The sequence below is a fragment of the Archangium sp. genome (assembly GCF_036277355.1).
Taxonomy (GTDB): Bacteria; Myxococcota; Myxococcia; order Myxococcales; family Myxococcaceae; genus Archangium.
The window spans coordinates 1-26,159 of the sequence record NZ_DASUNC010000016.1; the positions used below are offsets into that span (position 1 = coordinate 1).

21 protein-coding genes are annotated in these 26,159 nt (G+C 68.3%); 17 read left to right on the forward strand and 4 right to left on the reverse strand.

All coding sequences use genetic code 11. From position 1 onward, the window contains the following. From VFZ09_RS02945 to VFZ09_RS02975, 7 genes are all read left to right on the forward strand, one after another. On the forward strand, positions 1 to 2,211 hold a 2,211-nt coding region (locus tag VFZ09_RS02945; RefSeq protein ID WP_329725917.1), incomplete at its 5' end, for an RHS repeat-associated core domain-containing protein. After that, positions 2,201 to 2,704 carry an SMI1/KNR4 family protein gene (locus tag VFZ09_RS02950; protein WP_329725918.1) on the forward strand — a complete coding sequence of 168 codons (504 nt, stop codon included), beginning with the start codon at positions 2,201 to 2,203 and terminating at the stop codon, positions 2,702 to 2,704. The genes VFZ09_RS02945 and VFZ09_RS02950, both read left to right, overlap by 11 nt. A 136-nt stretch (positions 2,705 to 2,840) precedes the next feature. Beyond that, on the forward strand, positions 2,841 to 3,149 hold the full coding sequence (locus VFZ09_RS02955; protein WP_329725919.1) for a hypothetical protein: 309 nt from the start codon (positions 2,841 to 2,843) through the stop codon (positions 3,147 to 3,149). 286 nt (positions 3,150 to 3,435) lie between these two features. Next, positions 3,436 to 3,984, forward strand: a complete 549-nt coding sequence (locus VFZ09_RS02960) for a hypothetical protein (protein ID WP_329725920.1) — start codon at positions 3,436 to 3,438, stop codon at positions 3,982 to 3,984. A 49-nt stretch (positions 3,985 to 4,033) separates the two neighbouring features. Further along, positions 4,034 to 4,471, forward strand: coding sequence for a hypothetical protein (locus VFZ09_RS02965; RefSeq protein ID WP_329725921.1), 438 nt, complete (start codon positions 4,034 to 4,036; stop codon positions 4,469 to 4,471). A gap of 568 nt (positions 4,472 to 5,039) precedes the next feature. Continuing rightward, positions 5,040 to 6,065, forward strand: a complete 1,026-nt coding sequence (locus VFZ09_RS02970) for a dihydrodipicolinate reductase (protein WP_329725922.1) — start codon at positions 5,040 to 5,042, stop codon at positions 6,063 to 6,065. Positions 6,066 to 6,169: 104 nt separating this feature from the next. Continuing rightward, positions 6,170 to 7,648: a potassium/proton antiporter gene (locus VFZ09_RS02975; protein ID WP_329725923.1), complete on the forward strand. Its 1,479-nt coding sequence runs from the start codon at positions 6,170 to 6,172 to the stop codon at positions 7,646 to 7,648. 9 nt (positions 7,649 to 7,657) lie between these two features. Here the strand turns inward: VFZ09_RS02975 and kefC are convergent, their stop codons facing one another. After that, positions 7,658 to 9,442: a glutathione-regulated potassium-efflux system protein KefC gene (kefC, locus tag VFZ09_RS02980; RefSeq protein WP_329725924.1), complete on the reverse strand. Its 1,785-nt coding sequence runs from the start codon at positions 9,440 to 9,442 to the stop codon at positions 7,658 to 7,660. A gap of 269 nt (positions 9,443 to 9,711) precedes the next feature. Here kefC and VFZ09_RS02985 point away from each other — a divergent pair, with 269 nt between their 5' ends. The 6 genes from VFZ09_RS02985 to VFZ09_RS03010 all read left to right on the forward strand — a co-directional run bounded on the left by VFZ09_RS02985 (position 9,712) and on the right by VFZ09_RS03010 (position 17,246). Then, entirely contained in the window at positions 9,712 to 11,091 is a 1,380-nt protein-coding gene (locus VFZ09_RS02985) for a sigma-54 dependent transcriptional regulator (RefSeq protein ID WP_329725925.1), read from the forward strand. Between the two features lie 206 nt (positions 11,092 to 11,297). Beyond that, positions 11,298 to 12,950: a chemotaxis protein CheA gene (locus tag VFZ09_RS02990; protein ID WP_329725926.1), complete on the forward strand. Its 1,653-nt coding sequence runs from the start codon at positions 11,298 to 11,300 to the stop codon at positions 12,948 to 12,950. 24 nt (positions 12,951 to 12,974) lie between these two features. Beyond that, positions 12,975 to 14,669 (forward strand): methyl-accepting chemotaxis protein, encoded by a 1,695-nt coding sequence (locus VFZ09_RS02995; RefSeq protein WP_329725927.1) that lies wholly within the window; start codon positions 12,975 to 12,977, stop codon positions 14,667 to 14,669. A 12-nt stretch (positions 14,670 to 14,681) separates the two neighbouring features. After that, entirely contained in the window at positions 14,682 to 15,200 is a 519-nt protein-coding gene (locus VFZ09_RS03000; RefSeq protein ID WP_329726041.1) for a chemotaxis protein CheW, read from the forward strand. A 75-nt stretch (positions 15,201 to 15,275) separates the two neighbouring features. Beyond that, positions 15,276 to 16,181, forward strand: a complete 906-nt coding sequence (locus VFZ09_RS03005) for a protein-glutamate O-methyltransferase CheR (protein WP_329725928.1) — start codon at positions 15,276 to 15,278, stop codon at positions 16,179 to 16,181. A gap of 3 nt (positions 16,182 to 16,184) precedes the next feature. Continuing rightward, positions 16,185 to 17,246, forward strand: coding sequence for a chemotaxis response regulator protein-glutamate methylesterase (locus VFZ09_RS03010; protein ID WP_329725929.1), 1,062 nt, complete (start codon positions 16,185 to 16,187; stop codon positions 17,244 to 17,246). 83 nt (positions 17,247 to 17,329) lie between these two features. Here the strand turns inward: VFZ09_RS03010 and VFZ09_RS03015 are convergent, their stop codons facing one another. The 3 genes from VFZ09_RS03015 to VFZ09_RS03025 are packed head-to-tail and all read right to left on the reverse strand — an operon-like array spanning position 17,330 to position 18,437. Then, positions 17,330 to 17,671, reverse strand: coding sequence for a peroxidase (locus VFZ09_RS03015; RefSeq protein ID WP_329725930.1), 342 nt, complete (start codon positions 17,669 to 17,671; stop codon positions 17,330 to 17,332). Positions 17,672 to 17,701: 30 nt separating this feature from the next. Further along, entirely contained in the window at positions 17,702 to 17,944 is a 243-nt protein-coding gene (locus VFZ09_RS03020) for a peroxidase (RefSeq protein ID WP_329725931.1), read from the reverse strand. 31 nt (positions 17,945 to 17,975) lie between these two features. Further along, positions 17,976 to 18,437, reverse strand: a complete 462-nt coding sequence (locus tag VFZ09_RS03025) for a carbonic anhydrase (protein ID WP_329725932.1) — start codon at positions 18,435 to 18,437, stop codon at positions 17,976 to 17,978. A gap of 139 nt (positions 18,438 to 18,576) precedes the next feature. Between VFZ09_RS03025 and VFZ09_RS03030 the strand changes: the two genes are divergently transcribed. From VFZ09_RS03030 to VFZ09_RS03045, 4 genes are all read left to right on the forward strand, one after another. Beyond that, positions 18,577 to 19,284, forward strand: coding sequence for a hypothetical protein (locus tag VFZ09_RS03030; RefSeq protein WP_329725933.1), 708 nt, complete (start codon positions 18,577 to 18,579; stop codon positions 19,282 to 19,284). Further along, positions 19,281 to 19,847 (forward strand): hypothetical protein, encoded by a 567-nt coding sequence (locus tag VFZ09_RS03035; RefSeq protein WP_329725934.1) that lies wholly within the window; start codon positions 19,281 to 19,283, stop codon positions 19,845 to 19,847. The genes VFZ09_RS03030 and VFZ09_RS03035 overlap by 4 nt, the downstream gene beginning before the upstream one ends. Further along, the gene (locus VFZ09_RS03040; protein WP_329725935.1) at positions 19,844 to 20,821 is read left to right on the forward strand and encodes a hypothetical protein; all 978 of its coding nucleotides are present in this window, start codon (positions 19,844 to 19,846) and stop codon (positions 20,819 to 20,821) included. Before VFZ09_RS03035 ends, VFZ09_RS03040 begins: the two co-directional genes overlap by 4 nt. A 115-nt stretch (positions 20,822 to 20,936) precedes the next feature. Continuing rightward, positions 20,937 to 26,156, forward strand: a complete 5,220-nt coding sequence (locus VFZ09_RS03045; RefSeq protein ID WP_329725936.1) for a hypothetical protein — start codon at positions 20,937 to 20,939, stop codon at positions 26,154 to 26,156. Positions 26,157 to 26,159 lie beyond the last annotated feature (3 nt).

The following is a 26,159-nucleotide window of genomic DNA, read 5'->3' on the forward strand; positions in this document are numbered from 1 at the left end:
GGAGAGCGGACGGAGTACGGGTACGACGCGCAGTGCAACCTCACCCGCGTCCGCCTGCCCACGGGAGGGCAGGTGCGCCTGGAGTACGACCGGCGGGGCCGGAGGGTTTCCCTGCGGGACGCGCGCGGTGGCGGGCAGCGGGTGCGGTACGACCTGCTGGACAGGCCGGTGCGGGTGGAGGGGCCTGGCCACGAGGTGTGGGAGACCCACTACGACGCGGAGGGCAACCTCCTGGAGGAGAGAGGCCCGCTACGCCGGGTGAGCCTGGGTTACACGGGCTTCCACTGGCCCGCGTACCGCGAGGAGGCCGGCACGCGCCTGAGCTGGCGCCACGACGCCGAGGGCCGGCTGGTGGAGGTGAAGAACGAGGTGGGCGAGCTGTACCGCTACACCCGGGACGAGCTGGGGCGGGTGGTGCGCGAGGAGGGCTTCGACGGGGCCGCGTGGGACTACCAATACGATGCGGCCGGGCGGCTGAGACAAGCCATCCAGCCCAGTGGACGGACACGGCACTTCGCCTACGACGAGGCCGGCCGGCTGACACGGGTGGAGTACGGCGATGGCACCTTCCGCGCCTTCCGCTACCGGGTGGATGGGGCGCTGGTGGAGGCGGAGAACGAGTCGGGGAAGGTGGCCCTGACGAGGGACTCCCTGGGACGGGTGGTGGCCGAGAAACAGGCGGAGGGGGAGGTGACGTCGCGCTACTCGCCTTCTGGCCACCGTATGGAGGTGGAGAGCAGCCTGGGCGCGCACCAGAAGCTGCTGCGGGACGCACTCGGGACGGTAAGGGGGGTGACGTACAGCTCACCCGGCAGGCCGGAGTGGGCGGTCCGCATGGAGCGGGACGCGGGCGGGCTGGAGGTGTCGCGGTGGATGCCGGGCGGGGTGGTAGCCACCTGGAAGCATGACGAGGCGGGCCGCCCCACGGAGCGGCGCACCCTGGTGGGCGGTGGGACGGTGGCCCAACGCACCTGGCGCTGGCGTCCCGAGGGACAGCTGGCGGCCATGTCGGACGCGGCGCATGGCCACACCGAGTACGTCCATGACGCCTGGGGACGGCTGGTGGGGGAGAGACTGCCCGACGGCAGCCTCCAGCACCGGGCCATGGACGCGGTGGGCAACCTCTACCGACACCCCGGGATGAAGGACAGGCGCTACGGCCCGGGTGGACGGCTGCGGGAAGCGGATGGCACCCGTTACACCCATGACGCCGATGGCAACCTGACGGAGAAATACACGCCCGAGGGCACCTGGCGTTATGGCTGGAATGGAGCGGGCCTGCTCTCCGAAGTGCAGCGGCCGGATGGCCTGCGCGTGCACCTGGAATACGACGCGCTGGCCCGGCGCACGAGGAAGGTGGTGCTGGGCACGGAAGCGGAGGATCGGCCAGTACCCAAGCGCGAGGTGCGCTTCCTATGGGACGGAGATGTGCCCCTGCACGAGGTGGCCTCCTCCGAAGACGTCACCACCTGGCTGTTCGAGCCGGAGAGCTTCGCCCCACTGGCCAGGGAGGACGCCACGGGGCGCTACGCCGTGGTGGCGGACCACCTGGGTGCCCCCACTGAGATGTATGACGAGCTGGGGCAGCTTGCCTGGCGGATGCAACTGGACGCCTTTGGTGTGGGCAAGGCCGACGTGGCCCTGAAGCCGTGCCCCTGGCGCTGGCCGGGACAGTACGAGGACGAGGAGACAGGCCTCCTCTACAACCGCTTCCGCTACTACGACGCCTACGCCGGGCGCTACATCAGCCAGGACCCACTGGGGCTCGCCGCCGGGCCCCGCCTCTATGGCTACCCCGTGGATCCGCTCTCCGCCACCGACCCCTTGGGGCTGAGTGAATGTGATAATGCCGCAAAGAAAGTAAAACCCTTCGATATCGTTCCGTATCGTCCCACCAACTCCGGCTTGGAGCACCACCATGGCGTACTGGATGTATGGGCCAGCAAAAACATTGCAGGCTATATCTCCAGAGCCAGCGACTCCGTTTCCATGGCCCTGACGAAGACACAACACGACGCCACAAAAGCCGTATACAGGGAGTGGCTATTCGAACGGACCGGAAAGCGCGTGGGAGGAGCCGTGGATTGGTCCAGTGTTTCACCACGGGAGGCCCAAGCACTGAGTGAAAGAATGTTTGATGCGGCTGGCGTTCCCGCAGCAGCGCGCTCCGAGTATTACCAGGCATTCAATAGGTATATCCATGGCCTCTGATCATCCTGAAATCGATGCACTCGTCGAAGCCATCCGAAAGAAAAATGATTGCGTCGTGCGTCCCCCCGCCGGACTTCCGACCCCTCGCGCCGACCATCAGGTCCCCGGCGATCTGCTCCACTTCTATAATCGGTGCGGCGGATGCATCCTCTGGTCGTCGGCGCCCTACTCAGTAGAGATTGTAGCGCCGGGCGGGGTAGCTCGAAGCAACCCGGAAATAATTGGCGAGGAAGCGCCTGATGACATCACCGATTCCTGGTACATCATCGGGCGAAGCAGCTCTGGGGAGGCCATCAGCATTGATCTGGCTTCCTCCAGGCTCGGCAAGTGTTATGACAGCTTCTGGGATCGGCATGGTGTGCCGGGAAGCTGCCCTGTCATTGCTCGCTCTTTCACGGAGCTCTTGCGTCACCTCCTTGATGCACGCGGGGAGCATTGGTATTGGCTTCGCCCGGATTTCACTCCTCTGGGTGACGCCTATGCCGAGCAGTGAGGGCCCGCCGCGCTCCAGCTTTGCGCTCCTTCCCAAGAGTCCTTTCTAGAAATCGCTCCAAGAACGAGCAACAGCAAGATTCAAGCAAACAAAACCGATGACAGTTCCACCACTCGAGGTATTCGGAAAGCTTTTGATGACGCGTGTTCGCGATGAATCCATAGAACAATGGGATGGCCTCATTGCCGGACAATTGAAGGGAAACACCGCCGCGAGAGTAAATGAACTACTCGCTGGCTGGAGCGATGAGCAACGGGCGGTTTTGAATGCCTTGGTACCCGCGATCGTCGACACGACATTGCATCACCTGCTCTGGACCATTGAACAAGAGGAGACGGTATCCTTATCGATGATCGAGGGACCACAGCTTCGAGATGTGAGTGATGGCCTTGCTGGCGATCTCATTGGCTGGAAGAAGCGATACAGCAAGCAACGAGACTTTTGAAACAGGCATCTACTGCCGCACGAGGAGTCCTCCTCCAAAAACGTCCCCACCTGACAGCTTGAGCCGGAGGGCTTCGCCCCACCGGCCAGGGAGGACGCCACCGGGCGCTGAGCCACGAGCAACGCGGACAATATGCCCTCACCGTATCACTGACGACCAGGGCCCCGAGTCTCGAAAGGAGACGCCCGGACGTATGGTGTAACGGAAGTCAGTTGAATGTTCCTATATCTTACTGTGAGAACAATGGGATGGCCCGACATCCCCACCTCTAGTTCCAGGATCTGCCATGCCACTCTTCACCATGTGCGGGCACGACAACGATCTGAGCTTCTTCAAAGATAGAAATGATGTGAAGCGATGTTCGTCCTGCGGATTATTGGTAGCCAAGTGGAAAGAGAACCTCAGCGTCGTATCTGTCCCGCGGCGTTTACGGTACGACGTGTCGAGCAGCTACGATGGTGTCGTTGTCGTGTCGCAGCGCTTCCGCGATGTCTATGAGCGTACCGGTCTGACGGGTCTGGAGTTCACTCCGCTCACCGGCGGCTACTTCGCTCTGCGGGCGACCCATACCGTGGTCTTCGACTCGGCCAGGCGCGGGACGCGATTCGTCAAGAAATGTGACGCATGCGGCCAGTACGAATCGGTGGCTGGCGCGGCCCCAGCGTTCTTGGTGGATGGCGAGGCGATCGGCGAACTGGCATTCGCACGCACGGACTTGGAGTTTGGGTCCGGAGATGAGAGGGCTCCGGTGTTCGTCTGCGGCGCTCGTGCCGCCGAGGCCCTCCGAGGGGCGAAGCTGAAGGGGATGGACTTGGAGAAGGTTGAAGGCACATGAACCGGACGCCTTCGTAAGCACTCAGCAACACCCTGTGGAGCTTCCCTTCATGAGAATTTCAATCGGGCAAATCTACACAAAACCCGGTGTGAGCTTTCCTTTTTCGCATCGAATGCAGCGTTGGCTGGGAGAAGAGTTGTCGTCTGCTGCCAACGCCGCCGCCGAGTTCGAAAAGAAGTATGGCACCGGCTTCAATCTCGTGGTTCGTGTCAGTGCGGACACACAAATATCGGACAATCAGATAAAAGGGCCGACCGTCTTCAAGAGAGACAAGGATGTAGAATTCACCGTGTTCCTTCCATTCGATATCATTGTCGCGTCGGCGGGAGGATGTCGCGTTGCCGTGGATTATCTTCTGGGTGGAATCCGCACAGTCTTCCAGCAGGCTGGTATCGGCCTCGAAAGGTTGGATGAGAAAAAGGCGTTCATCCTCGAGCACATCTGTTCGGATCCGACGATGCTCACCATGCCTTGGCCCCACGGTTGAGGACAGGAAAACGGCACATCCAGCCTACATTCCGCACATCGCGAAGCTGCTTTCGTACTGATTTCAAAGGCGGCTCAATCAGGGCAGGCCTCAAATAATCGGGCCTCCGCTTGAAGCTCGAAGCTCGTTGATGGAAGGAGGACTCCACGGGGCGCTACGCCGTGGTGACGGACCACCTGGGCGCTCCCACCGAGATAGCTGGGGCAGAGCGCCTGGCGGATGCAACTGGACGCCTTCGGCGTGGGCAGGGCCGACGTGGCCCTGAAGCCGTGCCCCTGGCGCTGGCAGGCTTGATTCAAAGTCCTACGATAGAAAGAAGTCATCCCACCCGGCCCTACGGGAGAAGTGTAGTCCCGCCTACAGGTGCCCACTGCGGCGAGCAGCCGCGGGCTGATCGCGTGGGAGAGCAGCGGCAGCAGGGGTTGAGAGCAGGGGCGGTCAGGTTCACGGGCCCCTGCCTCACGAAGGAGTGCGCCGGTGCACAGTCCAAAGCGTTGGCACCTTTCCTTCAGTGGTCATTCCCCTGTGGGCGCAAGATGCACCCCCGGAACCTTCATGGGGGACATGCATGAGCAAGAGACCGATCCGGATCATCCAGTGGGGTTGTGGACTGATGGGGCAGATCCTCATCCGCACCCTGCGCGAGAAGGGCGGCGAGCTGGTGGGGGCCATCGACCACAACGCGGCACGCCGGGACCGGGACGCGGGTGAGGTCGCGGGCCTCGGGCCCCTGGGCGTCCGCATCCACCCTCCCGAGAAGGCCGAGGCCGTCTTGCGCGAGGCCCGCGCCGACGTGTGCATCCTGTGCACGCGCAGCACCATGGCCGAGATGGCGGACGCCCTGCGCATGGCCGCCCGTCACGGCGTCAACGCCATCACCATCGGTGAGGAGGCGTTCTACCCCTGGACCACCTCGAAGGCGCTGACCGAGGAGCTGGACCAGTTGGCCAAGGCCAACGCCTGCACCCTCACCGGCTCGGGCTACCAGGACGTGTTCTGGGCCAACCTCATCACCGTGCTGGCCGGCTCCACCCAGCGCATCGACCGCATCGTGGGGCTGACCCAGTACAACGCCGATGACTACGGGAGCGCCGTGGCCCAGAAGCATGGCGTCGGGCTCGACCTGGACACCTTCGCCACGAAGATTGGCGCCAGCAGCGCGCCCTCCTACGTCTGGAATTCCAATGAGTGGCTGTGCGCCCGGTTCGGCTGGCGCATTCGCGACATGTCCCAGCAATTGCTGCCCACCACCCACACCGCTTCCCTGCGCTCGCCGAGCATGGGCCTCGAGATTCCCGCCGGGCATGCCACGGGCATGAAGGCGGTGGTGGTGACGGAGACGCACGAGGGCCCCGTCATCGAGACGCACTGCGTGGGCAAGCTCTACGCACCCGGCGAGGTGGACCTCAACGAGTGGACGCTCCGGGGCGAGCCCGACACCACGGTGACCATCCGCCAGCCGGCCACGCCCGCGCTCACGTGTGCCGTGGTGCTCAACCGGTTGCCCCAGCTGCTGTCCGCGCCCGCGGGCTTCGTCACCACCGACCGCTTCGAGCCCGCGCCCTACGTCACCCGCCTGGAGACGCCGGCGTAGCCCCCGCGCCAGCGGCTCGAGCCGTACGCCGGTGCACATTCCCGGGGGCGGGCGCGCTTCCGCCCCCGTGCATTGGCCCGGCTCCATGCTAGAGGCGTCCGGGAATGCAGCTCTACGAGCCCACGGCGACGGCCTTCCTGCTCACCGCGCTCGGTGTGCTGATGGGCGGGAGCGCGCTCTTCAGCCGTGCCGCCGGACGTTTCGGCGTCCCCGTGGCCCTGCTCTTCATCCTCCTGGGCGTGCTGGGCGGCTCCGAGGGCCTGGGTGGCATCGCCTTCGAGAACTACGGCTTCACCTTCCGGCTGGGCACCGTGGCGCTGGTGCTCATCCTCTTCGACGGTGGCCTCAACACCCCGCTGTCCGCGATGCGCCAGGGCCTCAAGCCCGCGGCGCTGCTGGCCACCGTGGGCGTCATGGGCACGGCGGCCGTCACCGGTGTGGCCGCGCACCTCTTCGGCTTCGAGTGGAAGCAGGCCCTGCTGCTCGGCGCCATCGTCTCCTCCACGGACGCGGCGGCCGTCTTCTCCGTGCTGCGCGGCAGTGGCCTGCACCTCAAGCGCCGGGTGGGCGTGACGCTGGAACTGGAGTCCGGCCTCAATGACCCCATGGCCGTCATCCTCACCATGGCGCTCACCGGGGCGCTCGTGAGCGGCGAGCCCCTGGGCTGGCACATCCTGCTGGAGGCCGCCGTGCAGATGGGGGTGGGCGCGGCCCTGGGCGTGGGCTTCGGCTACGCGGGCCGGCTCCTGCTCACGCGCGTGCACCTGGCCGCCGGTGGCCTCTACCCCGTGCTCACCCTGGCGCTGGCCTTCCTCGCCTTCGGCCTGCCCACGCTCTTCAACGGCAGCGGCTTCCTCTCCGTGTACGTCGCCGCCGTCGTCATGGGCAACCAGTCCTTCCCCTACCGCAGTGGCCTGTTGCGCGTGCATGACGCCATGGCGTGGCTCGCCCAGGTATGCATGTTCCTCATGCTCGGCCTGCTCGCCTTCCCCACCAGGCTCGTGGAGGTGGCCTGGGTGGGGACGGGCATGGGCCTGGTGCTGGCCTTCCTCGCCCGGCCCCTCGTGGTGATGCTGTGCCTGCTGCCCTTCCGCTTCCCCCTGAAGGAGTCCGTCTACGTGGGCTGGGTGGGCCTGCGCGGCGCGGTGCCCATCATCCTCGCCACCTTCCCCGTGCTGGCCCGGGCCCCGGGGGCCTTCTCCATCTTCAACGTGGTGTTCTTCATCGTGGTCGTCAACACGCTCGTCCCCGGCGCCACCGTGCCGTGGCTCACGCGCTGGCTGGGGCTCGTCTCGCTCGCGCCGCCTCCGCCCCCGGCCGCGCTGGAGCTGACGTCCATGTACCAGCTCGACGGCGAGGTGGTGCCCTTCTACGTGGACCCCGCCTCGGCCGTGGCGGGCGCCACCATCGCCGAGCTGCCCCTTCCCGGCTCCGCCGTGGTGACGCTCATCTTGCGCGGCAAGGAGCTGGTGCCCGCCAAGGGCGCCACCCAGCTGCTGCCCGGCGACCACGTCTACGTCTTCTGCAAGCCCGCGGAGCTGGCCGAGGTCCACCTCCTCCTCGGCCAGCAGATGGACGAGTGAGCCGGCCGCTCAGGCCGACTTCTTCTGTTTCTGCTCGTCCTTCTCGAAGAGCTCCTGCAAATCCTGTCGCGCCGCCTTCGCCAGCTCGGTGAGCTTCTTCACGTCCTTGTGGTGCATGTACGAGGTGCGCAGCAGCGCCTCGTCGTGCTCGCGGAAGCGGTCCATCGCCGTCTTGGCCTCCGACCAGGTGAGGCCCAGCTCCTGGAGGATGCCGCCCGTCATCTCCAGGCTGCCCGCGTACGTCTCGCGCATGACGTGGTGGATGCCCAGGTTCATCAACTGGTAGGCGTGCTGCCGGTTGCGGGCCCGCGCGAAGATGGTGAGGTGCGGGAAGTGCTGAATCACCGTCTCCGCCGTGCGCACCGAGGCCTCCACGTCGTCGATGGCCAGCACGAACACCCGGGCCTTGTCCGCCCGCGCCGCCCGCAGCAAGTCCAGCCGGGAGGCGTCCCCGTAATGGATTTTCGTGTTGCCGAACTTCTTGAGGAAGTCGATGTGCTCGGGGCTGGCGTCCAGGGCGGTGAAGCCGATGTGCTTGACGTGCAGCAGCCGGCCCACCACCTGCCCCACGCGGCCGAAGCCCGCGATGATGACGGGGTGGTCCTCCTCGGCCGCCACGTCGAAGTCGCGCTGCTCCTTCTTGTGGAAGCGCGGCCGGACGAAGCGGTCATACACGAGGAAGAGCACCGGGGTGACGGCCATGGAGAGGCTCACCACCACCACGAGCAGGTCCGCCAGCTCCCGCTCCATCACCCGGAAGCCCACCGCGAGCCCGAAGAGCACGAAGGCGAACTCGCCGCCCTGGGAGATGACCACCGCCAGGCTCAACGACGGCTCGTTGCTCTTGAAGGCCCACCGGCCCAGCGCGTAGAGCACCAGCGCCTTGGCCAGCACCAGCCCGAGCACCAGCGCCACCACGCGCACCGGGCCGCTGGCCAGCAGGCCGATGTTCACCGACATGCCCACCGCGATGAAGAAGAGGCCCAGCAGCAGGCCCTTGAAGGGCTCGATGTCCGCCTCCAGCTCGTGGCGGTACTCGGAGTCCGCCAGCAGCACACCGGCGAGGAAGGCGCCCAGCGCCATGGACAGCCCCACCTTGCTCACCAGCAGCGCGGTGCCCACCACCAGCAGCAGCGCCGTGGCGGTGAAGAGCTCCTGGCTGTGCAGCGAGGCGACGAAGCGGAACACCGGCCGCAGCACGTAGCGGCCTCCCAGCACCACGCCCGCCAGCACCCCCACCACCTTGAGCGCCGACACCCACCCGGGCTCCGTCGACTGCGCCACCGGCTCGCCCAGGAAGGGCAGCAGCGCCAGCAGCGGGATGACGGCCAGGTCCTGGAACAGGAGGATGCCGAAGGAGGCCCGCCCGTGCTCCGTGGTCAGCTCGTTCTTCTCCGCGAGCAGCTGCAGCGCGAAGGCGGTGGAGGACAGCGACAGCCCCAGGCCGGCGATGAGCGCGGTGGCCGGCTTCAGCCCGAGCGCCATGCCCACCGCCGCCAGCACCGCCCCCGTGGCCACCACCTGCACCCCGCCCAGGCCGAACACCGACTTGCGCAGCTCCCACAGGCGCGAGGGCTGCAGCTCCAGGCCGATGATGAACAGGAACAGCACCACGCCCAGCTCGGCGAAGTGCAGGATGCTCTCCACGTCGGAGATGAGCCCCACGCCCCACGGCCCGATGACCATGCCCGCCGCGAGGTAGCCGAGCACCGAGCCCAGCCCCAGCCGCTTGAAGATGGGAACGGACACCACCGCGGCCGCCAGGAAGATGAGCGCCTGTTGCAAGAAGGACATGGCCCCCTTCATGACATTGCCGCTCGAAAGAGGGCAAGGCGCGTGGTCGTTGAAAGGGGGCCCGGTGGAATGGCACCCGGGCCCTTTCCTGTTGGTTTCACCTCATACATCGGACCCGACCCATTCATGCCGCTTCATTCCTTCGACACACCGGGCCGCGGCCATCGTCCAATGTATCGTTCAGGAGCATCACGGCCCGGTCTCCGTGGGCAACGGACCCGAGGGTGGAGCCGGGGTCCGGGTATATCTCCCGGCCGAGGGGGAGCCGAGTGCAGCGCCGCATCCTGGTAGCCGATGACGAGCCGGCGGTCCGCTTCGGCCTCCGCCACTTCTTCGAGGCACACGGCCTGGAAGTGGTGGAGGCGCGGACGTGCCATGAGGCGCGCGAGCTCTTCCGCGGCTACCGGCCGGACCTGGTGCTGCTGGACTACCGTCTGGCGGATGGCACCGCGTTGGAGTTGCTCCCGGAGATGCGGGCGATGGACCCCTCCATCCCCGTGCTGGTGCTCACCGCGCACGTCTCCATCGAGACGGCCATCCAGGTCATCAAGCTGGGCGCGGAGCACTTCCTTCCCAAGCCGGTGGACCTGCCCACCCTGTGGGTGATGGTGGAGCGGCTGCTGGAGACCCAGCGCACCCGCCGCCAGCAGGAGGCCCTGGCCGCCAGCCGGGCCGAGGAGCTCAACCCCTTCCTGGGCACCAGCCGCCTCATCCGCGAGCTGGAGGCCACCGCCCGCCGCGTGCTGGACAGCGACCGCCCCGTGCTCCTCCAGGGCGAGACGGGCAGTGGCAAGGGCGTGCTCGCCCAGTGGCTGCACCTGCACGGCCCCCGGGGCGGCGGCCCCCTCGTGCAGCTCAACTGCGCCGGGCTGCTGCCGCAGTTCCTCGAGACGGAGCTCTTCGGCCACGAGCGCGGCGCCTTCACCAGCGCCGTCAGCCGCAAGCACGGCCTGCTGGAGGTGGCGCACCGCGGCACCGTCTTCCTCGACGAGATGGGTGACATGGACCTGCAGGTGCAGCCCAAGCTCCTCAAGGTGCTGGAGGAGAAGCGCTTCCGCCGGCTGGGCGAGGTGGAGGACCGCTCGGTGGACGTGCGCCTCATCGCCGCCACCCACCAGGACCTGGCCGAGGCCGTGCGCACGCACCGCTTCCGCGGCGACCTCTACTTCCGCATCAGCACCCTGCCGCTGCACCTGCCCGCGCTGCGCGAGCGGCCCGAGGACATCCCCGTCATCGCCCGGGAGCTGCTCGTGCGGCTCTCCCGCGAGCTGGGCCGCCCCGGGTTGGACCTCACGCCCCAGGCCGAGGCCGCCCTGCGCGCCTGGCCCTGGCCCGGCAACCTGCGCGAGCTGCGCAACGTGCTCGAGCGCGCCGTGCTCCTCGCCTCCACCCCCACCCTGCGCCTGGATGACCTGCGCTTCAACCACGCCATGGCGCGGGCGCTCTCTCCCTCGCCGCTGGAACCCCGGGGGCCCGCGTGCGAGGACTCGGAGTTGGAGCTGACGCTGCGGGAGGTGGAGCGCCGCCACATCGAGCGCGTGCTCGCCGCCGAGGGCGGACACGTGGAGCGGGCGGCCAGGCGGCTCGGCATTCCCCGCAGCTCGCTGTACCAGAAGCTCAAGAGCCTGGGCCTGTCGTCCAAAGTCTAGAATCCAGATTCCAGCGGGAGGTGCGGGCGGCCTCCCCTCGCTTGCTCCGCGTGGAGGCGAGGGGAGAAGCGGGGCGGCATGTCTGGATTCTGGAATCTGGAATCCAGCGGCTGGACAGAGCGCGCGAGGGGGGCGCCCCGGGACGCAATTCCAGGGAGTTGTCATCCGCCGAACAATGGCGTGGGGATTGCTGTTGACGCGGGCAGATGAATCCCGAGTTGGAGAAGGTTCACGCCGTCTTCCTCACCGAGACGGAAGAGCAGCTCGTCAGCCTGGAGCAGGAGCTGTTGGCGCTGGAGGCGTCTCCTGGACCGGAGACCTTGCGAGCGGTCTTCCGTACCGTCCACACCCTGAAGGGCGGTACCGCCGTCATGGGCTACACGGCGGCGGTGGAGCTGGCCCACACGCTGGAGGAGCTGCTCACCCGGCTGGAGGCCGGGGTGCTGGTGTTGCACTCGGGGCTGGGGACACTGCTGCTGCAGTCGGTGGACGCGCTGCGCGAGCGGGTGGGCCTGCGGCCCGTGACCGAGCCGGACCTGCGCCTGCCGGCCAGTGACGTGCACAGCCTGCTGGCCTCCACGGTGGCGGCCTCGCGGCCCATGGGCCAGGGTCCGGCGTCCGGGGGCGCGGAGTGGCACGGGCCCGGGGCGTCCGCCGGGCCCGCCGAGCCGTCCCCGGCCCGCGAGCGCACGCTGCGCGTGGGGTTGGACCGGCTGGACCGGATGTTGGATCTCACCGGGGAGATCGCCATCGCGCGCGGGCGGCTCGCCACCCTGCTGGCCCAGGCGCACCGCTACACGCCCGAGCAACTGCTGGAGGCGCACCGCGAGGCGGATGCGCTCTACCTGGACCTGCAGGAGCTGGTGATGAAGGTGCGGATGGTGCCCATCGGCCGCACCTTCCAGCCCTTCACGCGCACGGTGAGGGACTTGTGCCTGGCCACCGGCAAGCGGGTGCGGCTGGAGATGAGCGGCCAGGAGGTGGAGGTGGACACCACCGTCACCGAGCTCATCCGGGATCCGCTCACCCACCTCATCCGCAACGCGATGGACCACGGGATGGAGACGCCCGAGGTGCGCGAGGCGCAGGGCAAGGAGCCCACCGGCACGCTCGCGCTGCGCGCCTGCCACGAGGCGGGCAACATCATCATCCATGTGTCCGACGACGGAGCCGGGCTGGACCGGGCGCGCATCCTGGCGCGGGCGCGCGAGCGCGGGCTGGTGGGCCCGGAGGAGACGCCGGAGGACGACGCGCTCTTCCGCCTCATCTTCGAGCCGGGCTTCTCCACCGCCGAGCGCGTCACGGAGCTGTCGGGACGCGGCGTGGGCATGGACGTGGTGAAGCGCAACGTGGAGCAGCTGCGCGGCACCATCACCGTGGACACCGCGCCCGGCAAGGGCACCACCTTCGGCCTGCGCCTGCCGCTCACCCTCTCCATCATCGAGGGCTTCTCGGTGGGGATGGGGGAGGAGACGTACGTGATTCCGCTGGAGCACGTGGTGGAGTGCGTGGAGCTGCCGCCCGGCGAGTGCCGCCCCGGCCGCACCGGCGTCTTCAACCTGCGGGGCGAGCCGCTGCCCTACCTGCGCCTGCGCGAGCACTTCTCGCTCGGGGGCGAGCCGCCGCCGCGCGAGAGCATCGTCGTCATCGGCTATGGCCGGCGCCGGGCGGGCATCGCGGTGGATACGCTGCTCGGCCAGGGCCAGACGGTCATCAAACCCCTGGGCAAGCCGTGCCAGGGCCTGCCCGGGCTGGCCGGCTCCACGCTGCTGGGCGATGGCCGGGTGGCCCTCATCCTGGACGTGCCCGCGCTCCTGCAACAAGCATTGAAGGCCGTCCCCGCTGCCGCCGTGGCCTGAACCTCGCTGCTCTCCGGAGTCGCCATGACCTGGTTCAACAACCTGAAGATCGCCTCCAAACTGCTCGTCGCCGTCCTCCTGCTGTGCGTCAACGCCGCCGTGCTGGGGACGGTGGCCATCCAGCAGCTGGAGCAGATACGCCTCGCGTCCGAGGAGGTGACCCAGAGCTGGTTGCCGGGCATCCGTTTCATCTCGGATGCCAACACCCACCTCGGCGCGCTCCGCAACACGGAGCTGCTGCTCCTCTCCTCGGCGGATGCCGCCCAGAAGGACGGGCTGGAGCGGCGGATGCGCGAGGCGGACGAGGCCCTCCGGCACGACTTCGAGCAGTACGCGCCGACCATCGTGCTGGAAACGGATCGCCGCTTGTTCGAGGAGGCCCGGGCGCGGTTGCGGGACTACAGGGCGGAGCACGAGAAGCTCGTCCTCCTCGCCCAGCAGGGGACGGACACCGCGGAGCGGCTCCTCGGCGCCAGGGAGCGCACCCGGGTGGCCTATGACGCCCTCTCGGCGAAGCTGGATGAGCTGGTGGCGCTCAACCTCCAGGCCGGAAAGGACGCCACCGGGCGCGCCAACGCCGCCCATGAGGAGATGAAGCGCTCGATGTTCTTCATGTGCGTGCTCTCCGGCGTCCTCTTCGTGGTCATCGGCGTGATGCTGTCCCGCTCCATCTCCCGGCCGCTGAGCGACGCGGTGGGGGTGGCGGACCGCATCGCCGGCGGAGACCTCTCCGTTCACATCGACGTGCGGCGCGAGGACGAGGTGGGGCGGCTGCTGGCCTCCATGCAGCGCATGGTGCAGAAGCTCTCCCAGGTCATCGGCGAGGTGCGCGAGGGCGCCAACGCCCTGGCCTCGGCCTCCTCCCAGCTCTCGGCCTCCTCGCAGAACCTGGCCCAGGGCAACAGCGAGCAGGCCAGCAGCGTGGAGGAGACCACCTCCAGCCTGGAGCAGATGACGGCCAGCATCGGACAGAACCGCGGCCACGGCCATCAGATGGAGCAGATGGCCGTGCAGGGCGCCAGGGACGCGGAGGAGGGGGGCCGGGCGGTGCGGGAGACGGTGGAGGCCATGGGCTCCATCGCGGAGAAGATCTCCATCATCGAGGAGATCGCCTACCAGACGAACCTGCTGGCGCTCAACGCGGCCATCGAGGCGGCGAGGGCGGGAGAGCACGGCAAGGGCTTCGCGGTGGTGGCCACGGAGGTGCGCAAGCTGGCGGAGAGGAGCCGGACGGCGGCGAAGGAGATTTCCGGGCTGGCGACGAGTAGCGTGCAGGTGGCGACGCGCTCGGGGCAGTTGCTGGAGGCGCTGGTGCCGTCGATTCGCAAGACGGCGGACCTGGTGCAGGAGGTGGTGGCGGCGTCGGCGGAGCAGACCAGTGGCGTGACGCAGATGAGCAAGGCGATGCAGCACGTGGGAGCGGTGACGCAGCGCAACGCGTCGGCGTCCGAGGAGCTGGCGTCCACGGCGGAGGAGGTGTCCTCGCAGGCGGAGGCGCTCCGCGAGCTGGTGTCCTTCTTCCAGCTCGAGGCGGACACCGAGCGCTCCTGGCGCCGGGTGTCCCCGCCTCCTTCCACCGGGCGGCCGGGTGGGCGGGTTGCCTCCGCGGGGCGTGGGTTGAAGGCCGCGGCGGAGGGCCTGGGCTCCATGACCCCGGCCACCCGGGTTCCCGTTCCCTCCGCGCTCCCGGACGAGGACCGCGAGTTCAAGCGTTTCTAGAGGCCCACCGTGATGAAGACACAGACGCCCGCCGCCTCCACGCAGTACCTCAGCTTCATGCTCGCCGGAGAGGAGTACGCGCTCGGCATCCTGCAGGTGAAGGAGATCATCGAGTACGACACGGTGACGCGCGTGCCGGGGACGCCCTCCTGGGTGAGGGGCGTGTTCAACCTGAGAGGCAGCGTGGTGCCGGTGGTGGACCTGGCGGTGAAGCTGGGCATGGCGCCGTCCACGCTCAGCCGGTGGAGCTGCATCGTGGTGGTGGAGGTGAAGCTGGGCGGCGAGCGCGTGGTGCTGGGACTGCTGGCGGACGCCATCGGACAGGTGATGGAGCTGGAGCCCTCGGCGGTGATGCCGCCGCCCTCCTTCGGCACGCCCGTCCCCGTGGACTACCTGCTGGGCATGGGAAGGTTGGGCACGGGCAGGAAGTTCGTCCTGCTGCTGGACATCGACAAGGTGCTCAGCAGCCAGGAGGTCCTGGCGGCCAGGACGCTCCGGGCCCCGGTGGATGCTTCCTCCAGCACCTCCTGACGAGGCACTTCGCACCATGACCTGGTTCCGCAACCCGAGGAGCTCCTCGAAGCTGCTCGTCGCCTTCGGTGTGGCATGAGCGAGGCGCAGCGGGAAGAGAGCACCTTCGTGCTGCCTCGTGAGTTCGCGCCGCCCACCGAGCGGGAGTTCGCCGGGTACCAGCGGCTCGTCTACCGCGAGGCGGGCATCTGGCTGTCCGAGGCGAAGAAGGCGCTGCTGGTGGGGCGGGTGTCGCGGCGGCTGCGCGAGCTGGGAGGGATGACCTTCGGCGCCTACCTGAAGCGGGCGGAGGAGGACGAGACGGAGCGGGTGCGGCTGCTGGACGCGCTCTGCACGCACGAGACGCACTTCTTCCGCGAGCCCCGGCACTTCGAGCTGCTGGAGCGCGAGGTGCTGCCCCGGTGGCGGGCGCACGGGGACACCGGCACGGGCGAGGGGCGCCGCGTCCGGGTGTGGAGCGCGGGGTGCTCCTCGGGTGAGGAGCCCTTCTCGCTGGCCATGGTGCTGCGCCACCACCTGCCCCCCGAGGAGGGCTGGGACATTCAAATCCTGGCGACGGACCTGTCCACGCGCGTGCTGGAGCGGGCGCGCCAGGCGCTCTGGCCGGTGGACAAGGCGGAGGAGATTCCGAAGCCGTACCTCCGGGCGTACATGCTGCGCGGGGTGGGCAGCCAGGAAGGGAAGATGAAGGCGGGCCCGGAGCTGCGCTCGCTGGTGCGCTTCCAGCGGGTGAACCTGAATGACGGGCGGGGCGTGGTGGGGCGCTTCGATCTCATCTTCTGCCGCAACGTGCTCATCTACTTCGACACGGCCTCGAAGACGCGGGCGGTGGAGCGGTTGCTGAGCCACCTGTCTCCCCAGGGGTTGTTGTTCCTCGGACACTCCGAGAGTCTCACGGGCCCCGGTTGGGGTGTGCGCACGGTGATTCCCACCGTCTATGCGCCGAGGCCCTTGACCCGGGATGCCACCCGGCGAGGGTGAGGCATGGCTCCCGTGTTGCGAGTGCTCGTGGTGGATGACTCGGCGGTGGTGCGGCAGGGCGTGCTCTCGCTCCTGCAGCACGTGCCGGGCATGGTGGTGGAGGTGGCGTCGGATCCGCTCATCGCGAAGCAGAAGATGAAGAGCCAGCGGCCGGACGTCATCCTGCTGGACCTGGAGATGCCACGCATGGACGGGCTGACGTTCCTGCGCGAGCTGATGCGGGAGCAGGAGCCGGTGCCGGTGGTGGTGTGCTCGGGACTGGCGGGGCCGGGGACCGAGACGGCGGTGCGCGCGCTGCAGGAGGGCGCGTTGGAGATCATCCCCAAGCCGCAGCTGGGTGTCGGCGAGTTCCTGCGCGAGTCCCGGGCGCGGCTGGTGCGCTCGCTACGGGACGCGGCCCGGGCCCGCTCGCGGCTGGTGCGGCGGGGGACTCCGGTGAAGGAGGAGCCGGAGCGGCCACCGCCCTCGATGCTGACGGTGACGACGGACCGGGTGGTGGCGGTGGGGGCCTCCACGGGCGGCACGGAAGCGCTGCGGCAGTTGCTGGAGCGGATGCCTCCGGACTGCCCGGGCATCGTCATCGTGCAGCACATGCCGGAGCAGTTCACGTCGGCCTTCGCGAAGCGCTTGCACCAGCTGTGCCGCATCGAGGTGAAGGAGGCGGAGCAGGGAGACCGGGTGCAGCAGGGCCGGGCGCTCATCGCGCCGGGCAACCGGCACCTGCGGGTGCGGCGCACCGGCGGCCACTACCAGGTGGAGCTGATGGACGGAGGGCGGGTGTCCGGCCACAAGCCGAGCGTGGACGTGTTGTTCCAGTCGGTGGCGCGAGCGGCGGGGGAGAACGCCATCGGCGTGTTGCTGACGGGGATGGGCGAGGACGGCGCGGACGGGCTGCTGGCGATGAAGCAGGCGGGCGCGGACACGCTCGCCCAGGACGAGGCGAGCTGCGTGGTGTTCGGCATGCCGCGGGCGGCCATCCAACGGGGCGCGGTGGACGAGGTCGTCTCCATCACGGGGATGACGGACGCGGTGCTGCGCCGCGCCCGCCGCGTCCGCGTGCACTGATTCATGACGACGACTCATGACGACACCGCGTCCATTTCCCCTCGCCCTCCGGGAGAGGGGATATTGAGGGGATATGGGTCAGCTCAAGGACCCTTCTTGTCTCCAGGCGCCGGGGGCGCGACATAGCCCCCCTTGGAGAGCCGCTCGGCGCTGCGCTCGTAGACCTCGGCGGGGTGCTCGCGAACGCCCGTGGCATCCGCCCACCGGTTGTAGAAGTTGAAGAGCGCGCAGACGGTGATGGCGTCATACACGGCCTCGTCCGTCCAGCCCGCCGCCTTCACGGCCTCCACGTCCTCCTGCCGGATGTGCTCCGGCTCGCGATTCACCTTCTCCAGGAAACGGAACAGCACCCGCTCGGCCTCCGGAATGGGAGCCGTGTCGAGGTTCTCCAGGATGGCCTGGACCTTCTGCTCATCGCCCAGCATTCGCGCCGCGACCGCGGCGTGGGAGTTCGTTCAAAACACACACTGGTTGCGCCGCGAGGTGAAGGCGGCGATCAGCTCGCGCATGCCCGCGGGCAGCGGCGAGGGCCCACGCATCGCCGCCTGGGTGAACTGCGCCAGCGCCTCCGTCATCTCCGGCTTGAACGCGAACAGGTACCAGAGCCCGGAGGGCGCCGCTCCGCTGCCGCGCGCGCGCCGGATGAGCTCCGAGTAGGAACCCGTGCCTTCGTGCGTCTCGACGTCCTTGAGGAACATGCGCCCAGTGTACCAGAGCGGCCCGGAAGCCTCAGTCCTCCTGGATGGGCTCGAAGCGGATGGCCGTGCCGTGCGGGCGCACGAAGTAGAGGTGCACGGTGACGGTGGGGAAGGCCTTGCGCAGCTCCGAGGCGGCGGTGCGCAGGTCCGTGAGCTGCTGCTCGGCGACGAAGTCCGCACCGAGCGAACCGTGGCGGGTCTGGTAGTAGCCGCAGCCGGCATGGGCCAGCAGCAGCACCTCGGAGATGTGGTGGCCGCGGATGAGGAAGTGCGCCGCGCGCGTCACCATGTCGCTCTCCAGGTAGTCGGCGGACCACCGGTTGAGCAGCCCGGGGCCTCCCGGGAGCGTCAGCGTGTCGATGCGGTCATGGCCCAAGTGCTTCGCCAGGTCCTCCACCGCGTCCGTGAAGCGTCCGTCCGAGCAGTAGACGGCGAGCACGTGGGGGTGGGTGGCCTCGTAGGGGACGTGTGAGATGAAGGGCGGAGCGGACATGTCCCCAGGCTACTCCGGGCCAAGCCGCCCGCCAGCCAACCAGGATGGACTCTGACGGCCCCAGCCCTGTTCATGCCATGGTCCTGTCCGCTGCTGCTGCCGAGTGGAGTCCTTCTGGCAGGGAGGGTGGAGCACGGGAATGGACGAACAGGCCATCTTGCAAAAGGTTGAGCACTGGTATCGGACAGGAGCCGAGCAGGCACTTGCCGAGGTTCTGCCCTGGCTCGAACGCTGGCTTCCCATTCCCCAGGGAGTCGTATGCGCTCTCGGTGCCGCGGAGGTGGAGGCCCTGCGCATGGAGGTGCTCGAGGAATTGTTGGTGGGTAATCCGGAGCAACCCCCCCGGTTGTTGGGGGCGGAACGGCCTCGTGCCTTCGCCCGGGTCGTCTTCAAGAATCGTCTGTGGGATGCCCTTCAGGCACAGGTGCGTGAGCCGGACGTCCGTGACTCCGGTATTGCCGCCGAGATCGCCGCACGGACCCATGCGCGAGGCCCACCAGATATCGAACTCCTGCTGGAGGACAGGGAGGAGCAGTTGCGACTCCAGCATGCCGTGGAGGCGCTGGCCTCGTTCCGGCTCGATGAGCGTGCGGCGCTGCTGCTCTTGCACTCGCCCGACCGGCTCTCCAATGCGGACTGGGACGGTCTTGCCCTCAGGCACCCACCGCCTCCACCCGAGCGGCCAGAGCAGGTGCTCGACCGGAGTGAGATTGCCACCCTGCTCTATCCCCAAGCCCCTCCTGAGCAGGCCTACGAGCGCACGGGAAAGCTCATCCAGAGGGCTTACGGCAAGCTGCGCCGCGTGCTCGGCGTACCCGACGAGGCCGAAGAGAAGGAGATGCCATGACCGCACCCGCCAGGCTACCCGACAATGTCCATGCCCTGCGGCGGGGCTGGCAACGGGAGAAGCATGTGCTCAAGCACCTGTATCGGTGGACCGAGCGCTGGGACTTCATCGTCGAGGGCTTGCCTTCCCACCTGCGTGAGCGAGCCCTCCAGGCGGGGTGCTCCCTCATCGACCGCGTGCAGCGGGGTTCGGAGCGCCGTGAGCTCGTGGCTCCCTCCTGCAGGCAACTCCTGCAGAAGGACCATGATGCATTCTACATGCCCACCTACATGCGCTCCGTCGACACGGCGCGTGCCAGAGGGCGTGCCAAGTCCCTGGGTCCCTCCAGTGGGCGGCTTTTCCTCGTGGGCGACAATGGGGTGCTGGTTGTCGTGACGGAGGGTTTCGATCAACGCCCATCCCGGGTGCTCTCGGCCTATCGCTACCACGGCCTGCCTCCCGAGCAGCACCGTCCCGAGAAGTTCGTCGAAGCGGCCGTGGACTACTGGCGGGACAAGAAGGTGCTGTCCGAGGGCGCCCTGGCGAAGGCGCGGGCGCTTCAGGATGACGAGGAGTCCCCATGAGCACGACTCATCCCTGGATTTCCTCCGCCCAGGAGGAACTGCTGGAGCTGGAACTGCGGCACGCGGCGCGAGGGCTCGAGCCTCGTGCCGCCTACCGGGTGCTCGTTCTCGAGGCACGCCTCGCCCAGGCCCGTGCCGCTGGATGGGAGGCCGGGCTTCGTCGCGGCCAGGAGGAGCTGGCGCGTCTTGCCGCTTCGGCCGCGGCGCTGCCCGACCCGCGTCTGCTGCTCGAGCGCCTCGAGGCGCTCCTGCTCGGCGACGAGGACCCCTTCGGGGAATTGATGGATGCCCTGCTCGACGTGGACAACGCGGCAACGGTCGATGATGCCCTCGGCCGCACGCAGGCGGCTCGCGAGCTGGTGCTCATGGCGGATGCACGGGTCTCGCTTTGCCCGGCCCGTGTTGGCGCGTTGGGAGAGCTGGCCGAGCAGCGTCTCGAGACCCTGTCTGGACAGGCGAGTGTCTGGAGCCTCTGGCAGACGGTCGCGCAGGCGGCCGTTCAGGCCGTGGCCGAGGTGTTGCCTCCTGTCACCCCGGCTCCGGACTCGCTGTCCCGCAGCCGCCTGCTCGCGCGGCTGCGCAAGGCGCGCATCGTGGAGGATGTGTCGGCGGCCCCCCTTCTCGCGCCCCTGTTCGCCGTGGCGGCGGCGGAGGGGCGTGAGCCTGGCGTGGAGACATTCTCCCAGGGGGCGGTGGACCTCTACCTGGAGGACGGAGAGGTGCGTGTGCTGGTGGCGCTGCCCCGGGGGAAGAAGCCCGTGGGAGACGTGGCGCTTCGCGTGAGCATGGAGGAGCGCTCCATCACCTGGAGCTTCCGTATCTGGAACTGGTCGAAGTCGGCCGTCATCGCGCGCCTCGGGAAGGTCGAGGAGTTGCGCGAGCGGCTGCGGCGCGAGGGCTTCTCCGCGCCCCTGACACGGCTCCAGTTCATGGTGAGCCTGGCCCTGGAGGACGTCCGCGATGATGACACGTGAGACGTGGGCGCTTGCCCGCGCGGTGCTAAGAGGCGAGGGCGGGGCTCCCAGGATTCCTCCTCTGCGGGTCGCGCTCGCGTCGGCCCTCCCACGGGTCGCCGAGGAGCTCCGATGCATGGAGAAGTCACCCGGAGCGGCCGCTGCCCCGGGGCTCACCGCGCTCTGGTTGTCGCTCGAGCCCGATCAGTTCGACGACGAGGGCTTCGGCACCCCGCAGCTGGGCGCTGGCTGTCTCGAAGCGGCCGAGATCCTCGGCATCCAGCTTCCTCCCCGGCCGTTGCCCTCGCGGCGGGCCTGGTTCAAGGAGTCCCAGGAGCGCTTCGCCGACTTCCGGAGCCACCGGCGGAGTCTGGCCTGGCCGCGTGTGTTCGCCCCGGTCGTGAATGCTGCTCCCGTCAGGGTGTTCCACGCGGTCCTGCCAGGAGCGCCTCGCGAGGAGGATGACGCCATCCGCGAGACGGCCTCGCTCGTGCAACGCTTCCTCGGTGTCGCCACTCCCTCCTGGGCTCTGGAGGGGGACGCACCCGGCCCGTCGAAGATGGCAGCGCTCTTCGTCCGTGCGCTCCTCGAACGGTGGCCCGAGGCGGGAGGGGTGCTGGCCTCGGGAGCGCCCGGTGGCCTGGGGGAACTCCTGGATCTCGGCATCACAGGCGCGCTGGATGCGCGGGGGCTCGCGGTTCCGGTAGGGGGGCTGGAGGACAAGGTGCGGAGCTTCTTCACGCGGTGCCCCGAGGGCCGCCTCTTCGTCCCCGCTTCGCAGTGGCGGCAGGCGCGTGCCTACCTCGACCAGCGCTACCCTCCAGAGAAGGAGGGGTCCTCTGACGAGCAGTCGATGCGTGGGTGGCGGCTCCAGCCCTTCCGGAGCGTGCTCGAGCTGCTCATACGCCTGGGGCTTTCGACGCCCGCGCTACCCGACACCCAACTCTTCGAGAAGCTCCGTCAGGCTTCCCAACGCATCCCGCTCTGGAACAGGGACATGCGAGCGGTCTCGGAGACCCTCGAGCTCCAGCTCGTCCGCCATGGCGAGAGGCCGCGGACCCGGGGGGCGACTCCGGGAGTCCGAGAGGCGGAACTGCTGGGGGAGATTCGTGAGCACACGCTCTGCGAGCGCTCGCGCACCGCCTATATCGAAGGAGGCCCCGGCAGTGGGAAGTCCATCGTGCTGCGCAGGCTGAATGCCCGGCTGTACCAGGAGGACAAGCTGCTCGGCCCGGCCTTCCGCATCGAGGCGCGCCCGCTCGTCAGGGCCGGTCTCTCCCTGGACGTGGCGCTGCATGGCGCGCTCAAGAGCTGGCTTCGTCTCGAGGAGTGCCAGCGGCTGCTGGAGCTGGCTTGGTCACCCGAGCTCGCCGGGAGTGTGTGGTTGCTCATCGATGGGCTCGACGAGGTGCCTGGAGACGAGCGAGGTGCCATCCGCGAGTTCATCTCCCGGTGGCCCGGTCCGTCCATCCTGGGCTCGCGGCCCCTGCCCAATGAGGTGTCGGGTTCTCCTCACGTTCGCGTTCAGCCCCTCGACGAATTCCAGCAGAAGCAGCTCTTCGAGATGGAGGGCAAGCCAGGGCACCTGGATGTCCTCACGGGCAAGCAAGCCCTCCGGACGCGAGACCGGCGCAAGGAGATGGTCGCCGACCTGTGCTCGACTCCGCTGGGAGTCTCGCTGCTGGCGATGCTCTCCGAGGAGGAATTGGGAGAGCGCCTGGATGTCCCCGCGGTGCTCGAGCGGTGCATCGCCAGACTGATCGAGCGCGCGCAGTCCGCCGGACGCATCTCGAAGTCCACGCGGCTGACGGTTCTCTCCCAGGGGGGGCTCGGCATCCTGGGCGCCGCTGCCTGGTCGATGATTCGCAGGGGTGATGGCACGCTGACCCTCGAGGACCTCGCGGCCATGAAAGGCCCCAAGGAGACCCGGGACGCCGTCTACGAGGTGCTCGAAGACAGCGACTTCGTCCAGCGAGCGGGTCCGGACCTGTACCAGTTCTCCCACAAGAGCTTCGCCGAGTTCTGCGCGGCCTACCACCTCATCGGGCAGCCCGCGGCGGAGGAGGAGCTGCTCGCCCTGGTGGGGGAACCGGGGGCGGAGGCCGTGGCCTTCCACTTCGGAGCACGGCTCTCCGAAACCGGGCGGCTGACGCGCTTCATCCAGCGGCTGACGAACAATCCCCGCCGTCCCATGTCCTCGCTCGCGCTCGCGACGAGGCTGCTCGTCGCGAATGGTCCGGACCGCGTCGAGGTGGGGGCCGCGCTCGAGACCCTCGGACGGCGCCTGCGCGTGGTAAGCCATTTCGACACGCCAAAAGGACACGGTCTCTTGCTCCCGGGAGAGCTCGAGGAGGATGGCGAGCTGTGGCTTGCGCTCGAGCGGTGGGGCGGAGCGCTGCGGCCTCATGCCGATGCGTTGATCGCGGTCTGCCCACCCGCTGTTGGACGGTTCCTGCGCGGAGAGCTCCCCCCGCTGCGGTACGTGCACGAAAATTTCTATCAGCGGCAGAGCGATGAGCATGCGGCTGCCTCCCTCGCGGAGGAGCTCGCCACGCGGCTGGGCCTGGAGCCGCCACTGCCGGTGCTCATCCGGTTCGGATGCGCCGAGTCCCTGCTGCTCGCCAGACCTCCAGGCCCCTGGCTGCTCGAACTCGAGTCGTTGTTCGAGGCACCCCAGGATGAGGCTCGTGACGACGTGGCCTTCAAGGCGACCTCGGTGTGGGCCCGGCGAGCTTCCGAGCGGCATCTCGAGTATCTGGAGGCGTTGTCCCGGTGCATCCCGGCCGCGGTGGCGCCTGTCCTGGAGACGGTGCGGCGCCAGGGCACCTGGGAGCAGAAGCGCGAGGCGCTCCTGCGTGCCGCCCTCAACTCCCTCGAGCTGGGGGAGACGGACAAAGAGGGAGACTGGATGGCCAGGGTGCGCTTCGCCCGGCAGGCGACGGGGATTCCCGCCGAGCGGTGGTTGGCGCAGTGGGAGCTGCTCTGGACCTGTGGGCTCGTTGGGGACACGTCTCCACGAAGCAAGCTCCTCGAACCGCTCTACGCGGAGTTCATCGACGATGCGTGTGGCCCCGCCCGGTGGCGCGCCCTCATCGCCCGGGCGAACCTCCAGGGCTCCGTTGACGTGGAGTTGCTCCACAAGTCGCTCCACGATGGGTTCCGCGCCGTTCGAATCGCGGCGATTCGCCAGCTCGTACGCCAGGGAGAGGCCCTCGGCGTGGACGACGTACGGCTCGCCCTCGTCTCGCTGGATGATCATGAGCGTTGGGTGGCCTTCGAGGCCATTGGCGCCGGGAAGACGGCTCCGATCGAGCTGCTCCTCGCGGTGCTCACGCGAGAGAAGCCGCCACGCCCCGAGCCCCAACGCTACGAGGCCTGGCTTCCAACGGAGACGCCGTGGGAGTTGGCCGTTAGCGAGGGAGGTGAGGAAGCGCGCAGGCATCTGCTCCAGGAGGTCGTGCAGCGGGTGCGGGAACGGCCCTGGCCGCAAGCGCTCCTCGCCATGCTCGACGGTCCTTACGCCTCCGTGGCCGAGGAGGTCTTTCCCACGAGCAGCATGGACGCGCCGCTCATGAGGACGCTGTTGGAGGGGGGCAGCCCGAGCCAGCGCCGGTTCGCCGTCAGGCACCTCCCCTGGGGCGAGGAGGAGCTGCTCGCTCCCTATGTGGAAGACGCGGATCCGGAGATCGCCAAACGGGCACGTGAGCTGCTGGAGCGCAAGCACAAGTCCATGCGCTCGCAGTCCGAGTCGGACATCCATCGGTCCGAGGAGCGCGAGCGTGACAAGAAGCAGCGGGCCAGGGAGACCCGTTCCTTACTCTCCCTGGACAGGGTGGCACGCACCGGATCATTCGAGGAACTCTGGGGCCTCCTGCCGCTGCACCGGTTGCCCCTCTACTCGGAGTCACAGAAGGCCTACTTCGCCGACGAGAAGAAGCTTCGGGCGGAGGGCGAGGGGCGCTGGCCCGTCGAGAGCATCTCCGACCGGCAGCGCAAACCCATCCTGCAGCGGCTCCGTGAGCTCTACCGGCCGCATCTCCAAGCCCTGCTGCTCGAGGGACTGAAGGATGAGGACTTGAAGCCGTTCTCCATCTCCCTGCTGCGGGACAACCCGTCCGGGGAGGAAGTGCTTTCGCTCATTCCCGCCGGAGGCGAGTCGCTGGAGAGTGCTGTCAGGATTCTGGGCGGCACGAGCCAGTCCTCCACGGCCGCCCAGCGCCTGCGCGAGCTGCTTCTGTCCGGACGGCTGCGGCCGAAACCCGTGAAAGGGGAGCCCTGGCATGATCCCGTGGCCCAGGCTCGTCATGAGAAGGAGCGTTTCCAGGGGGACGCATGCCTTCAACTCGCGTCACTCGATGGCGTCATGGGGTTGCTCCCGCTCCTGGAGCCGGATGTCCCCAAGGACTGGCGGACCAGGGCCCTCAACCACCTCTCCGTCATGCTCTGCCATTGGGAGCGCCCACCCGCGCGTGGGCACGAGGCGCTCGACTGGGCCCGCAGGGGCGCGGTGAACGCGGGGGATGAAGTGCTTCGGGAGCAGGCCTTCCGGTTGTTGGCGTTCTTCGGGGATGCTGAAGATGCGGCCCGATGGCGCCCCGCCTTGGAGCAACGGGAGCTGCCGCCCCGCCACCTCGCGGCTGTCATCCGGCTCGTCGCACGGTTCGGAGTGGAGTCGGAACTCCCGGTGTTCAGGTCGCTGTTGGAGCATTCGACCGAGGCGGGCACCGAGGCGGGAATCGCACTGGCGCGGGTGGGAGGCGCGAGCGTGGTCGAGGAGCTCGTCCAGTTGCTGGAGTCACCGCCCTCCACCTTGCGCTCCGAGTGCCACCCGCTCGAGGTCCCCAGATGGCATTCGGCCGCGGCGGAGACCGTCATCCGTTTCGGGGATGGCCCGCAGGCGAAGCGCTGTGCTCGGGTGCTCGCGAGAGATCACGGAGTCTGGCACGTGGCCGCCCGCCATCTACGGCTTCCCGAGCACCTGCTGTTCTTCGCCGAGCATGTGGGCTCCAAGGATCCTGGCGCGGACCATGATGACGGCTATGACGATGCGGAGCGCTTGTTGAAGCGCATGATCGCACGGGTCGGCGCCGGGCCTGCCCACCGCGTCATGCTCGAAGCCTGTCTCTGGGGACATCCTTTCAGGAGCGCTTTCGAGGACTTCGTCGAGGAGAAGCTCCAGGCCAGTGATGGCGAGCTGCTTCTGGAACGGCTTCGAGAGCAGCCGGATCATGGCCTCATCCTGCTCTGGTTGAAACAGCTCTCGGTGGAAGAGGAGTTGATCGATGCGGTGTGGCGGGAGAAGGCCGTCCCCTGGTGGCTCCCCGTACCTGCCTCCGATTCCGCTCCCCCAGCGTGACCA

What these genes read in the sequence shown, in the direction of transcription:
- VFZ09_RS02950 (WP_329725918.1), top strand. Translation starts at nt 2,201, where the DNA reads ATGGCCTCTGATCATCCTGAAATCGATGCACTCGTCGAAGCCATCCGA.
- VFZ09_RS02955 (WP_329725919.1), top strand. Translation starts at nt 2,841, where the DNA reads ATGACGCGTGTTCGCGATGAATCCATAGAACAATGGGATGGCCTCATT.
- VFZ09_RS02960 (WP_329725920.1), top strand. Translation starts at nt 3,436, where the DNA reads ATGCCACTCTTCACCATGTGCGGGCACGACAACGATCTGAGCTTCTTC.
- VFZ09_RS02965 (WP_329725921.1), top strand. Translation starts at nt 4,034, where the DNA reads ATGAGAATTTCAATCGGGCAAATCTACACAAAACCCGGTGTGAGCTTT.
- VFZ09_RS02970 (WP_329725922.1), top strand. Translation starts at nt 5,040, where the DNA reads ATGAGCAAGAGACCGATCCGGATCATCCAGTGGGGTTGTGGACTGATG.
- VFZ09_RS02975 (WP_329725923.1), top strand. Translation starts at nt 6,170, where the DNA reads ATGCAGCTCTACGAGCCCACGGCGACGGCCTTCCTGCTCACCGCGCTC.
- kefC (WP_329725924.1), bottom strand. Translation starts at nt 9,442, where the DNA reads ATGTCCTTCTTGCAACAGGCGCTCATCTTCCTGGCGGCCGCGGTGGTG.
- VFZ09_RS02990 (WP_329725926.1), top strand. Translation starts at nt 11,298, where the DNA reads ATGAATCCCGAGTTGGAGAAGGTTCACGCCGTCTTCCTCACCGAGACG.
- VFZ09_RS02995 (WP_329725927.1), top strand. Translation starts at nt 12,975, where the DNA reads ATGACCTGGTTCAACAACCTGAAGATCGCCTCCAAACTGCTCGTCGCC.
- VFZ09_RS03000 (WP_329726041.1), top strand. Translation starts at nt 14,682, where the DNA reads ATGAAGACACAGACGCCCGCCGCCTCCACGCAGTACCTCAGCTTCATG.
- VFZ09_RS03005 (WP_329725928.1), top strand. Translation starts at nt 15,276, where the DNA reads ATGAGCGAGGCGCAGCGGGAAGAGAGCACCTTCGTGCTGCCTCGTGAG.
- VFZ09_RS03010 (WP_329725929.1), top strand. Translation starts at nt 16,185, where the DNA reads ATGGCTCCCGTGTTGCGAGTGCTCGTGGTGGATGACTCGGCGGTGGTG.
- VFZ09_RS03015 (WP_329725930.1), bottom strand. Translation starts at nt 17,671, where the DNA reads ATGCTGGGCGATGAGCAGAAGGTCCAGGCCATCCTGGAGAACCTCGAC.
- VFZ09_RS03020 (WP_329725931.1), bottom strand. Translation starts at nt 17,944, where the DNA reads ATGTTCCTCAAGGACGTCGAGACGCACGAAGGCACGGGTTCCTACTCG.
- VFZ09_RS03025 (WP_329725932.1), bottom strand. Translation starts at nt 18,437, where the DNA reads ATGTCCGCTCCGCCCTTCATCTCACACGTCCCCTACGAGGCCACCCAC.
- VFZ09_RS03030 (WP_329725933.1), top strand. Translation starts at nt 18,577, where the DNA reads ATGGACGAACAGGCCATCTTGCAAAAGGTTGAGCACTGGTATCGGACA.
- VFZ09_RS03035 (WP_329725934.1), top strand. Translation starts at nt 19,281, where the DNA reads ATGACCGCACCCGCCAGGCTACCCGACAATGTCCATGCCCTGCGGCGG.
- VFZ09_RS03040 (WP_329725935.1), top strand. Translation starts at nt 19,844, where the DNA reads ATGAGCACGACTCATCCCTGGATTTCCTCCGCCCAGGAGGAACTGCTG.
- VFZ09_RS03045 (WP_329725936.1), top strand. Translation starts at nt 20,937, where the DNA reads ATGGAGAAGTCACCCGGAGCGGCCGCTGCCCCGGGGCTCACCGCGCTC.